This window comes from Aeromonas aquatilis (assembly GCF_054052405.1).
The window spans coordinates 20575-32097 of record NZ_JBSTYP010000053.1 but is presented as its reverse complement, the minus strand read 5'-3'; the positions used below and the strand labels follow the sequence as shown (position 1 = coordinate 32097).

Genomic DNA, 11523 nt, shown 5'->3' with positions numbered 1-11523 from the left:
TGAAAGGCTGGGGTATCCATGATGGTAGACCTCAAGGTGATGGCCTACTTCAAGCTTAGCCTTTCAACACGTAATTGGGACATAGCCAAAAGGAAGGGCATGCTGGCCAAACGTGAATATCGCTACGATGCGCAGGAAGACTGCTACCACTGCCCGCAAAACGAAATCTTGCGCTACCAGACCACCAACGGGAAGGGTATCGGCTCTACGCCAGTGACCCGGACAAGTGCCGGGAGTGCCCACTGCGGGCACAATGCACCAAGAGTAAAACAGGCATCAAACAGCTGAGCCGACATGTCTGGCAGGAAGACAGGGAGCGGATAGCCCAGAACCGGCTGAGCGAAGTGGGCAAACAGATTTACAAGGGGCGACAAGAGACGGTGGAGCGCAGTTTTGCAGATGCGAAACAGCATCACGGGCACCGATATGCCCGTTATCGGGGGTTGGCCAAGGTGCAGATGCAGGGGCTGCTGGCGGCTGCATGCCAGAACATGAAGAAGATAGCGTTGGTGCAAAGCAGGAAGGGAAGTAAGGGCCCGAATTCGCCCACACCTTCACCAGAGGGGCTTTTTGGGGCGATAGCGCGGTCTTTGATGCCTTTTTCGTGGCGAAGATGGCCAATATGGCGGCTTGTCAGTCAGTGAGTGGCCCCCTGGTGCCGAGCTAAAAAAGAACCCCCTCTTTGAAAAAGAGGGGGTTCTTCAGCAATCTGAGAGGCCACCTTCGGGTGGCCTCTGTTGTTCTGGCGTGTCAGCGGGGGATGACCCTTAGCCAAGACTTTCACCCTCATAAAGGGAGAAGCCCATATCCTTGCAGCGCTCGGCCAGTGGCTGGCCGCTGAGGCGAGCGAGCAGCATGGCGGCGGCTTCCCGGCCGATCCCCTCCCGCGGGGTGACGATGCTGGCCAGTTTGGGGGTCATGGCATGACCGATGTCGAGAGAGTGGCTGCCAGCGATGGCGATCTGCTGGGGCACCGGGATCCACTTGGCTTGACACTGCAACAGAGCACCGACCGCCAGGTCATCGTTGGTACAGAACAGGCCGTCGAGGTCGGGATAGCGCACCAGTGCCTGATCCAGTAGCTCACCGCCGAGGGTAAAGGTGGAGGATTGCTCGGTCAGCAGATGCTGGCCGGTGAGGCCGAACGCTTCCATCGCCTGATAGTACCCCTCCATCCGCAGCCGGGTGCGCACGTCGAGTCGCGCCCCCAGATAGACCACCTTGCGTCGGCCCCGACGCAGCATCTCTGTTACCATGGCCCGAGCTGCCGCCTTGTGGTCCATGCCGACCACCATGTCGATGGGATCATCGGGCAGGTCCATGGTCTCCACCACCGGAATGCCTGCGGTGGCGATCATCTTGCGGGTGCGCTCGGTATGCTGGCAGTCGGAGAGAATGAGGCCATCAACGTTGTAGGAGAGCAGGGAGGCCACCTGCTCTTCCTCTCTCTCCGGGCTGTAGCCGTAGTGGGCCAGCAAGGTCTGGTAACCTGCCGGTCGGGTCACCGACTCGATGCCGTGGATCACCGCCGAAAAGACCTGGTTGGAGAGGGAGGGGATCAGGATGCCGATCGCCTTGCTGGTCGCGTTGGAGAGAATATCCGGCGCCCGGTTGGGGATATAACCCAGCTCTTCCACCACAGCCGCGATCCGCTCGCGGGTCCCCTCCGCCACGGTCTGCGGGTCGCGCAGATAGCGGCTGACAGTCATCTTGGTCACGCCGGTCTGGTCGGCGATATCTTGCAGGGTGGGGCGGCGCTTGCGGGTGGGGCTCATAGGGGTGTCCAGCGTGGATGTTACATGTAACATTACCGTTTTTGGCGGATAAAGTCAGCATATGAAGCCGTTTTTGCAGGAGTTTTCCGATGATCAGAGGCAAGCAGTTTGTGGATGTCCGGTTCGAGCAACAGGATGTGGAGGGGGAGCAGTTCTCGGAGTGCCGCTTTATCGGCTGCAACTTCTCCTGGCTGGATCTGAGCGATAGCCGTTTCATTGACTGCAGCTTCTACGATCGGGAGAGTGAACGGGGCTGCCTGTTGCAGGGTTGCGATCTGCGCGAGGCTAGCTTTCTGCGCTGCGATCTCACCATGGCTGATTGCAGCCGCAGCCAGTGTCTGGGGTTGGAGCTGCGTGACTGTCAGGCGGTCGGTATCAATTTCGGACACGCCAGCTTCGCCAACCAGATCACCGCCAAAAGTTACTTCTGCGAGGCCCATCTGACTGGCAACAACTTCAGTTACGCCAGCTTCGAGGGTTGCCTGCTGGAGAAGTGCGAGCTGACCGGAAACCGTTGGCAGGGGACCAACCTGTTCGGTGCCTCGCTGGCGGGTTCCGATCTCAGCGGCTCCGAGTTTGGCCAGATTGACTGGACCAGCTTCAAGCTGCAGGGCTGCGATCTGCGCCAGTGCGATCTGCCGGGGCTGGATCTGCGGCGGGTTGATCTGCAGGGAGTACAGATCAACGAGGATCAGCAGCAGACCTTGCTGGAGCAGATCGGTCTGGTTGTTTTCCCCTGAGTCGAGCGAAAAATTAGGTAATTTTTCATCAAATGGGACCGACTGTGGGGGGCTATGCTCCTGAAATGACAAAAGCCTGCGTGATGCAGGCTTTTGCTCGTGAGCGTGTGACGCGCTTGTCGGCCGGGTTAACTCAACCCTTGGCTAGCCATTTGGTCGGGTTGATCGCCTCGCCCTGATAGCGAATTTCGAAGTAGAGGCCCGGTCTGTCCTGACCGCCGCTGTCACCGACCAGTGCCACCGGTTCACCCTGTTCCACATTCTGGCCAACCTGTCGCAGCAGCGACTGATTGTGGCCGTAGAGGCTCATATAGCCTTTACCGTGGTCGATCACCAACAGCATGCCGAAGCCGTCGAGCCAGTCGGCGTAGACCACCTGCCCCGGCGCGACCGCCTTGACCTGGGTTCCCTCGCTGGCGCCGATCAGGGTGCCTTTCCACTTGAGCTCGGCGGTGCGCGGCGAACCGTAGGCGATGAGGATCGGCCCCTGTACCGGCCAGCGCAGGCTGCCATTGGTCTTAAGGCCGCTGTAACCGTTGCTGCTCGCCTGGGCACTCTTGCGTGCCGCTGCCTGCTGCTCGGCGACCCTCTCCTGCTGCTCGGTGACTCTCTGCTGCTGGGCTGTGAGCCGTTGCTGTTCGTCAACCTGCCGTTTCTGGGCTGCAATACGTTGTTGCTCTGCGAGTCGCTTCTGCTCCGCGGCCAGACGTTGTGCTTCCAGCCGTCGCTGGCGTTCTTGCTCGGCCTTGATCTTGGCAAGTCGCTCCCGCTCGGCCCGTTCACGGCGCTCCTTCTCTTCCCGCTGGCGGCGAAGCTCTTCCAGTCGGGCCTTGAGCGCCTTCTCTGCCTTGACCAGCTTGGTGAGCTTCTGCTCGTCATCCTGTACCGACTGCTGCAACTGGTTGCGTACCTTGGCCCGGCTCTGCTGGCTGGTCAGCAGGGTCTGGTGATGCTCCTGCTGTTCGGCAAGCAGGGTCTGCAGTCTGGTTTCGGTCTCTTTGGTAGCCTGCTGGTTTTTCGCCAGCTTGTCGCGGGTGGCGCGCAGGGCATCGATGGCCTCGATACGGGCCTTGTTGAGGTAGTCGTAGTAGTCCAGAGAGCGGCTCAGTTTGGCCGGATCCTGCTGATTGAGCAGCAGTTTGAGGTAATCGTGGTTGCCTGCCTGAAAGGCGCTCTCCGCCTGCTTGGCCAGCAACTGCTTTTGATGTTTGGCTTGAACTTCCAGCGCCAGCTTGTCTTTTTGCAGGGTCGCCAGCTTCTGTTGGTTCTGCTTGAGCTGTTGCCTGGTCTCATCAAGCTTGGCGGCAGCGGCCGAGATGGCCTGCTCGTCAGCTTTGAGCTGGACGTTGAGCTTGGCCAGCTCCTGCTTGCTGAGCTTGATGGTCTGTTGTTGTTCCTTGATCTGGGACTGCATGGCGCCCAGCTGCTGATTGGCGGCCAAAACCGGTTTGCTGGCGCCAAACGACAGGCAAAAAAACAGCGCGCCGGCCAACAGGCCGACGCGACTGGTTTTTGGTGAAATAACTTCGCATCCCCGCATGGGGAAGGATTATTTCAGAATCATCAGGGGCTTGCCAGTCATTTCCGGCGGCACCGGCAGACCCATCAGGGTCAGCATGGTGGGGGCCAGATCGGACAGTTTGCCACCTTCAGCAACCTCGGCTTTGCGACCGAAATAGATGAGCGGAACCGGCAGATTGGTGTGGGCGGTGTGAGCCTGACCAGTCTCTTCGTCCATCATCTTCTCGGCGTTGCCGTGGTCGGCAGTGATCAGGCACTCGCCACCCACTTCGGCCAGGGCGTCGGTGACGCGACCGATGCAGTGGTCAACGGCTTCACAGGCTTTGACGGCAGCATCGAACACACCGGTGTGACCAACCATGTCGCCATTCGGGTAGTTACAGATGATGACGTCGTACTTGCCGCTCTTGATGGCGCCGACCAGCTTGTCGGTCAGCTCTTCGGAGCTCATCTCCGGCTGCAGGTCGTAGGTGGCCACTTTCGGGCTGGCGACGATTTCGCGATCTTCGCCAGTGAAGCAGGCCTCTTCGCCACCGTTGAAGAAGAAGGTGACGTGAGCATACTTCTCGGTTTCGGAGATGCGCAGCTGGGTCTTGCCCTGCTTGGCCAGCCACTCACCCAGGGTGTTGACCAGAGCGGTCGGCGGGTAGGCACAGGCAGTTTTGATGTCGGCCGCGTATTCGGTCAGCATCACGAAGTTCAGCTTCGGCTCAACGGCACGGGCGAAGCCGGTGAAGTCGGTGTCAACGAAGGCACGGGTGATTTCACGGGCACGGTCGGCACGGAAGTTCATGAAAATCAAAGCATCGCCGTCAACCATCGGGGCAGCTTCGCCGATGCGGGTGGCCTTGACGAACTCGTCGTTCTCGTCGCGAGCATAGGCGGCAGCCAGTGCTTCGGTGGCGCTCTCGGCGGTGAACTCGCCCTTGCCCTGAGTCATCAGGTCATAGGCTTGCTGCACGCGATCCCAGCGGTTGTCACGGTCCATGGCGAAGTAACGGCCGATCATGGAGGCGAAACGGCCCTTGCCCAGCTTGGCAAACAGAGCGTCGAACAGCTCGATGGAGGACTGGGCTGAGCGCGGCGGTACGTCACGACCATCCAGGAAGGCGTGGAAGTAGATCTTCTCGGCGCCACGTTTGGCGGCCATCTCGATCATGCCCATGATGTGCTCTTCGTGGCTGTGTACGCCACCCGGAGACATCAGACCCATGATGTGAACGGCTTTGCCGTTGCTCACGGCAGCGTCAACAGCCTTGGCAATCTCCACGTTCTCGAAGAAGGGGCCGTCCTGAATATCTTTGGAGATGCGGGTCAGCTCCTGATAGACGATGCGACCGGCACCGATGTTGACGTGGCCTACTTCAGAGTTGCCCATCTGGCCATCCGGCAGACCGACGTCCAGACCGGAGCCGGAGATCAGGGTGCTGGTGTAGTCACGGGCCAGACGATCGAGGTTGGGAGTCTTGGCGGCAGCGACGGCGTTGTGCTCTTGCTTGGTGCTGTAGCCCCAACCGTCCATGATGACCAGAACCAAAGGTTTCTTAGCTGTTGACATAAGACTATGTCCTCTCGGATTGGAAAAAATGCGGGAAATGAAACTAGCGTAATATTACTACATCTGCCGAAATAGTCACCTGATAGCCAAGGGGCGCTCCCGCGGCCCCGCAAGCCACGCTCTTCCTGCCATGCTCGCTGCCAAATGAGGATGGGAGCCTGCTCGCGCTTTGCCGCCAAGATGGCTGATCTTATCAATACCCCCATGTATACTCGGGCCCTTGTCTTGGTCCCTGGATAGTAGAAGATGCAAGAGTATTTGGATTTTGCGGCCCGTAACCCGCTGCTGACCGCAGCCTGGTTGGGTCTGGCTGGCACCCTGGTTTACACCACTGTGCGTGCCCGTTTGTCTCCGGTAAAAACCGTCAACAACCACACCGCGACCCTGCTGATCAACCGTGAAAACGCCACCGTGGTGGATATTCGCAGTCAGGAAGAGTACGCCAAGGGCCATCTGGCCGGTGCCCAGCACCTGCCGCTGACCCAGATCCAGAGCAATAACCTGGGCCCGGTTGAAAAGCATAAAGATGCCCCCATCATAGTGGTGTGCGAGTCGGGAATGACTGCGGGCGGCGCAGGTCGTCAACTGAGCAAAGCTGGCTTCAAGCAGGTTTATGTGCTCGGCGGTGGCATGGCCCAATGGCGTGCAGAAAATCTGCCGGTAACCAAGAAACGCTGATTTAAGCAGGGCCTGAGCCCACTTATCCCTATAACAAGGAATCAAACGAAATGGCTGACGAGATCAACAACCAGGAAGTACAACCGGAATTCCACATCCAGCGTGTTTATACCAAGGATGTCTCTTTCGAAGCGCCGAACACCCCGCACATTTTCCAGAAAGAGTGGCAGCCGGACGTCAAACTGGATATGGATACCAAGACCAACATCCTGGCTGACAACGTGTACGAGGTTGTGCTGACCCTGACCGTGACCTGCAAACTGGAAACCGAAACCGCCTTCCTGTGCGAAGTACAGCAAGCCGGTATCTTCACCATCGGTAACCTGCCGGAGCCGCAACTGGCTCACTGCCTGGCTGCCTTCTGCCCGAACATCCTGTTCCCGTATGCCCGCGAAGCCGTGGCCAACATGGTGAGCAAGGGTTCCTTCCCGCAGCTGAACCTGGCACCGGTCAACTTCGATGCCCTGTTTGCCCAGCACATGGCGCAAGCACAGGCCCAGCAGGCGACTGCGGAAGCCTGATAATGGCCGACCAGATCGCTATCTCGGTCTTGGGGGCGGGGTCTTATGGCTCCGCCCTTGCCATTTCTCTGGCGCGCAACGGTCATCCGACCCTGCTGTGGGGTCACGACCCCGCTCATGTCGCCGAGCTGGAACAAGACCGCTGCAACAAGGCATTTTTGCCTGATGTCCCTTTTCCTGCCGATCTGCAGCTGACTGCGGATCTGCAACGTGCGGTACAGGCTGCCCCCGTGCTGCTGCTGGTCGTGCCGAGCCATGTATTTGGTGATGTACTGACCCGGATCAAACCCTTCCTGCGCCCCGATACCCGTATCGCCTGGGCCACCAAGGGTCTGGAGCCGGACAGTGGCCGTCTGCTGCAGGATGTGGCCCGTGAAGTGCTGGGTGACGAGATACCGCTGGCGGTGATCTCCGGCCCCACCTTCGCCAAGGAGCTGGCTGCCGGTCTGCCGACCGCAATCTCGGTCGCCTCGACCCACGACGAGTTCGCCGACGATCTCTCCCACCTGCTGCACTGTGGCCGCTCGTTCCGGGTCTATACCAATCTGGACTTCGTCGGTCTGCAGCTGGGTGGGGCGGTGAAGAACGTCATCGCCATCGGTGCCGGTCTCTCCGACGGGCTCGGGTTTGGCGCCAATGCCAGAACCGCGCTCATCACCCGGGGTCTGGTGGAGATGCAGCGTCTGGGTGCGGCGCTGGGTGCCGATGCCAAAACCTTTATGGGGATGGCGGGGCTCGGGGATCTGGTGCTCACCTGTACCGACAACCAGTCGCGCAACCGTCGCTTCGGGCTGGCCCTCGGGGCTGGCAAGGATGTGAACACCGCCATGACCGAGATCGGTCAGGTGGTGGAGGGATATCGCAACACCAAAGAGGTGCATCTGCTGGCGGCCCGCTGCGGCGTCGAGATGCCCATCTGCGAGCAGATCTTCAAGGTGCTCTACGAGGGTAAGAACCCGAAAGAGGCGGCCATCGCCCTGCTGTCGCGAGACAAGAAGGACGAGTAATCTGCCGATTGCCCATGCAAAAGGCCCCGCCAGATGGCGGGGCCTTTTCTTTGCGCAAGGGTCGCAAATCAGTAGTAGGAGTGATCGCCGCGCTGGTGCTCGGTGGCGTCTTTCACGCCGTTGAGCTCACCCGGGAACTGCTCCAGCAGTTGCTTCTCGATCCCCTCTTTCAGGGTGTAATCGACCATGGAGCAACCGTTGCAACCACCGCCAAACTGCAGGATGGCCAGTTTGTCTTCAGTCAGCTCGACCAGGGTGACCTTGCCACCGTGACCGGCCAGCATGGGGTTCACTTCGGACATCAACACGTACTCGATGCGCTCGATCAGCGGCGCGTCATCGGCCACTTTACGCATCTTGGCGTTCGGTGCCTTCAGGGTGAGCTGGGAGCCCATCTGATCGGTCACGAAATCGATGGTGGCATCCACCAGGAAGGGGGCGCTCAGGGGATCGACCATGCAGTCGAAGCCGCTGAAGGGCAGGTGTTGATCTTCCGGGTCCACGGCATCGGGCGGGCAATACGATACGCCACACTCGGCATTCTGGGTTCCCGGATTGACCACAAACACCCGGATATTGGTGCCATCAGGCTGTTTTTCCAGCAGTTTACGGAAATGGGCCTGGGCGGCGTCGGAAATGCTGATCATCACTATCCTCATAAACCTGAGTGTACGACTAGGGTATTCATGATAACGCGGTTATTAATGCTTGGGTAGCATGCCGATGGCTACTTGCTGTGCCGCAGGGTACGACAGATTGCCCACACTTCTACCTTTGTGATGCCGCTCTCATGGAGTAAATGGCTGAGCTGACCGGCGGTGGCACCTGTGGTTACAACGTCATCGAGCAGGGCGACATGGCGATAGTGGTGGGGGCGGATCCGGAATGCCTCGCGCAGATTGCGCCGTCGCTGCCCGGCGCTCAGGGTTGTTTGCTGCGGGGTTGCCTTGATGCGCTGCAACAGGGTGTTGTCGCAGGGAATGCCGGTGAGCTCACCAAGGGTGTGCGCGATCTCCTCCGCCTGATTGAACCCGCGCCGCCACTGCCGCCACCAGTGCAGGGGAACTGGAATGATCGCCTCCGGCGGCTCGCGGCCATCCAGATGATCGGCCAAGAGGCGTGCCAGTAGCGGCGCCAGCAGGATCTGGCCGGAATATTTGAGCTGGGGGATCAGCATGGGGTAGGGAGCCTGGTAGTCGCCGATCACCTGCAACCGCTCCCAGGGGGGAGGTCTGCGCTGGCAGCGACCACAGACCGGTATGCTCTCTTCTATATAGTCAGCCAGCGGTGCGGCGCAGAGGTGGCATCTCGGCTGTGACTGGTGCAGCGCCTGCCGACACCAGCTGCAGAGCAGGGGCTCGTTGTCACAAGGCTGATGACAGAGCAGGCAACTCCCTTGCCAGTCGCCGTGGTTGCCGAGCAGCGGGCTTGCTTTAGCGAGCAGTCGCTTTAACATGCTGACCCCAAGAGCATGAACAGGGATCTTGAGTCTAGATGAGCATATCGGTAGAGCAGTTTGGCCAGGGGCCCGATCTGGTGCTGTTGCACGGTTGGGGGATGAATGGTGCGGTCTGGCACGGCATTGCCCAGCAATTGGCGCCCCACTACAGGGTTCATCTGGTTGACTTGCCCGGCTTTGGCAACAGCCCGCTGGCAGACGAGGTGGATTACAGCCTGCCTTGGCTTGCCGAGCAGGTGGCTGCCATCTTGCCGCAGAAGTGTCATCTGCTTGGTTGGTCGCTCGGCGGTCTGGTGGCAAGCCAGTTGGCGCTGACCCATCCCGCTCGGTTGCACTCCCTGATCACGGTAGCCAGCTCCCCTTGTTTTATGGCCCGCGACGAGTGGGCGGGGATCGCCCCCAAGGTGCTGACCGGCTTCAACCAGATGCTGGCGGGGGATTTTCGCCAGACCATAGAGCGCTTTCTGGCGATCCAGGCAATGGGCAGCGAACATGCCCGGGACGATATCCGTCAGTTGCGCCACTGGCTGGCCGAGCGCCCGGCGCCCCAGTTTGCCGCACTCGAGGCCGGACTGACGCTGTTGGCCGAGATTGACCTGCGCGAACCGCTGCGGGAGCTGGCTCTGCCCTGGTTGCGGATCTATGGCCGACTGGATTCATTGGTGCCCAAGGCTGCCATTCCCCTGCTGGATGATCTCTACCCTGCCAGCCGCAGCGTGACCCTCAATAAGGCCTCACACGCACCTTTTATCTCCCACCCTGACGAATTCATTGAAATCGTTCGAGATTTTGTTGGCTAAAAAACAGCCTGCAAGCTTCATTAATCCTCTGGTCTGGCGGATAATTAAGCTGTGACCAGAGGAGTAACATCATGCGTATTGATTCTGCTTTCAACAGCGGGGTACAGGGATTTCAGCGAGCCGAGCAGATTGCCGACAAGGCATCCAATCAGATCGCCCGCCTCAACACTCCCAGCGGGGATCAGGTGCAAGTGACCGATGAGCTCGTCAATCTCAAGGTGGCCGAGCAGCAGGCTGGCGCTTCAGCCAAGGTAGTGCAGACCGCCAGCGATATGATGGGAACCCTGATCGACATCCGGGTGTGAGATGAACATCAATGTCAGTCTGCCTCCCCTTATCCCGACACAGCTGCAACCCCAGGTGGAAGCGGCGAGGACGGATAATCGCCGGGCAGAACTGATCCCGCAGGCCCGAGCGGGCCAAGCCTCCGTTGCCGAATCCGAAGTCGGCTCCCAGAAAGAGAAATCCAAAGCCGGTCAGGCCTCCAGCAATCAGACCTCCCAGAACAGCCGTGAAACCGGGCAATTAGCCCCGACGACACTGCCAGACAATCGCTTTGTTGAGGCAACTGGCGAAGAGGGTCAGCGCAAGCAGCAAGATCCCAAACAGCAGGAGCAACAACAGCGGCAAGAGCAGCAGGTTCAGGATCTTGTCGAGCGTGACAAGGAGGTGCGCACTCACGAGCAGGCGCACCAGTCTGCGGGTGGAGAGTACGCCAGCTCGCCCACCTATCAGTTTACGCAAGGGCCCGATGGCAAGCGTTATGCAACGGGTGGCGAAGTCCAGATCGATACCAGTGTCGTACCTGGTGACCCTGCGGCTACCATCGCCAAGATGCAGCAGATCCGCACTGCAGCGCTGGCGCCTGCCGAGCCTTCCGCGCAGGATCTGGCCGTCGCGCGCAGCGCCGCCGTGAGTGAGGCCAAGGCACGCAAAGAGCTGATGGCCGAGCAGAGCGCGAAATCGGGCGGTGTGTTGAGTGCCTATATGGACAAGCGCAACAGCGTCATCGCGGGCCGCTATCAACAGGCTGTCAGCCCGGCCTCGACCCAGTCCCTCAGTCTGCATATCTGAATCACCCTCGCCAAACTTTCAGCTCCTTTGCCTGTTTTGCAACTAACCTGAAGATCAGGCCCATTCCAATTTCACAGGAGCTGTCATGCATTTCGATGAAGTCAAAGCGGAAGATTTCACCACCTTCTCCCGTGTACCGCCCCCCCACCTGCAGATGGAGCAATTTCTGATGCAGATCGGAGGAGGGGGAACTGAAGGAACCAGTTTCAAGAAGAAAGTGATGCTGGCGGCTGGCTGGAGCCACACCGGCGTCGTCTCTTACGGCAAGTATCCGCAAGAGGCCTGCAAGGCATTCAACCGACTGCGGGAGGTGCTGGCCCAGCATGGAGAGCCCGAGAGCATTCTTGCTGCCCTGATGCAGTGATCCTGAGCTTCGCGTGTAAAAAAGCC

Annotated in this window: 13 protein-coding genes and 1 pseudogene; 9 read left to right on the top strand and 5 right to left on the bottom strand. The window is 59.7% G+C overall.

What is annotated here, in order from left to right; all coding sequences use genetic code 11:
• Window positions 1–87: 87 nt before the first annotated feature.
• Window positions 88–512, top strand: a pseudogene (locus tag ACW5W8_RS18420) (transposase); the annotation flags it as partial.
• A 255-nt stretch (window positions 513–767) separates the two neighbouring features.
• Here ACW5W8_RS18420 and ACW5W8_RS18415 read toward each other — a convergent pair.
• Complete coding sequence (locus ACW5W8_RS18415) at window positions 768–1775, bottom strand: substrate-binding domain-containing protein (RefSeq protein ID WP_498629389.1); 1008 nt, start codon at window positions 1773–1775, stop codon at window positions 768–770.
• A gap of 89 nt (window positions 1776–1864) precedes the next feature.
• Between ACW5W8_RS18415 and ACW5W8_RS18410 the strand changes: the two genes are divergently transcribed.
• Complete coding sequence (locus ACW5W8_RS18410) at window positions 1865–2515, top strand: Qnr family pentapeptide repeat protein (protein WP_498629387.1); 651 nt, start codon at window positions 1865–1867, stop codon at window positions 2513–2515.
• A 133-nt stretch (window positions 2516–2648) separates the two neighbouring features.
• Here the strand turns inward: ACW5W8_RS18410 and ACW5W8_RS18405 are convergent, their stop codons facing one another.
• Window positions 2649–4055: a peptidoglycan DD-metalloendopeptidase family protein gene (locus ACW5W8_RS18405; protein WP_498629385.1), complete on the bottom strand. Its 1407-nt coding sequence runs from the start codon at window positions 4053–4055 to the stop codon at window positions 2649–2651.
• 9 nt (window positions 4056–4064) lie between these two features.
• The gene (gpmM, locus tag ACW5W8_RS18400) at window positions 4065–5594 is read right to left on the bottom strand and encodes a 2,3-bisphosphoglycerate-independent phosphoglycerate mutase (RefSeq protein ID WP_498629383.1); all 1530 of its coding nucleotides are present in this window, start codon (window positions 5592–5594) and stop codon (window positions 4065–4067) included.
• Window positions 5595–5840: 246 nt separating this feature from the next.
• Here gpmM and ACW5W8_RS18395 point away from each other — a divergent pair, with 246 nt between their 5' ends.
• From ACW5W8_RS18395 to gpsA, 3 genes are read left to right on the top strand one after another with little or no spacing between them, the layout of a single operon-like run.
• Entirely contained in the window at window positions 5841–6272 is a 432-nt protein-coding gene (locus tag ACW5W8_RS18395; protein WP_005340640.1) for a rhodanese-like domain-containing protein, read from the top strand.
• Between the two features lie 50 nt (window positions 6273–6322).
• The gene (secB, locus tag ACW5W8_RS18390; RefSeq protein ID WP_033138826.1) at window positions 6323–6793 is read left to right on the top strand and encodes a protein-export chaperone SecB; all 471 of its coding nucleotides are present in this window, start codon (window positions 6323–6325) and stop codon (window positions 6791–6793) included.
• Window positions 6794–6795: 2 nt separating this feature from the next.
• Complete coding sequence (gene gpsA, locus ACW5W8_RS18385; protein WP_498629381.1) at window positions 6796–7800, top strand: NAD(P)H-dependent glycerol-3-phosphate dehydrogenase; 1005 nt, start codon at window positions 6796–6798, stop codon at window positions 7798–7800.
• 68 nt (window positions 7801–7868) lie between these two features.
• Here the strand turns inward: gpsA and nfuA are convergent, their stop codons facing one another.
• Entirely contained in the window at window positions 7869–8447 is a 579-nt protein-coding gene (gene nfuA, locus ACW5W8_RS18380) for a Fe-S biogenesis protein NfuA (RefSeq protein ID WP_498629379.1), read from the bottom strand.
• 80 nt (window positions 8448–8527) lie between these two features.
• Window positions 8528–9256 (bottom strand): ComF family protein, encoded by a 729-nt coding sequence (locus ACW5W8_RS18375; RefSeq protein ID WP_498629377.1) that lies wholly within the window; start codon window positions 9254–9256, stop codon window positions 8528–8530.
• 38 nt (window positions 9257–9294) lie between these two features.
• Between ACW5W8_RS18375 and bioH the strand changes: the two genes are divergently transcribed.
• From bioH to ACW5W8_RS18355, 4 genes are all read left to right on the top strand, one after another.
• Complete coding sequence (gene bioH / locus ACW5W8_RS18370; protein WP_498629375.1) at window positions 9295–10059, top strand: pimeloyl-ACP methyl ester esterase BioH; 765 nt, start codon at window positions 9295–9297, stop codon at window positions 10057–10059.
• Window positions 10060–10130: 71 nt separating this feature from the next.
• Window positions 10131–10364 carry a flagellar basal body rod C-terminal domain-containing protein gene (locus ACW5W8_RS18365; RefSeq protein WP_005340632.1) on the top strand — a complete coding sequence of 78 codons (234 nt, stop codon included), beginning with the start codon at window positions 10131–10133 and terminating at the stop codon, window positions 10362–10364.
• A gap of 1 nt (window position 10365) precedes the next feature.
• Window positions 10366–11133, top strand: a complete 768-nt coding sequence (locus ACW5W8_RS18360) for a putative metalloprotease CJM1_0395 family protein (RefSeq protein WP_498629372.1) — start codon at window positions 10366–10368, stop codon at window positions 11131–11133.
• 85 nt (window positions 11134–11218) lie between these two features.
• Window positions 11219–11497 (top strand): hypothetical protein, encoded by a 279-nt coding sequence (locus ACW5W8_RS18355; RefSeq protein WP_498629370.1) that lies wholly within the window; start codon window positions 11219–11221, stop codon window positions 11495–11497.
• Window positions 11498–11523 lie beyond the last annotated feature (26 nt).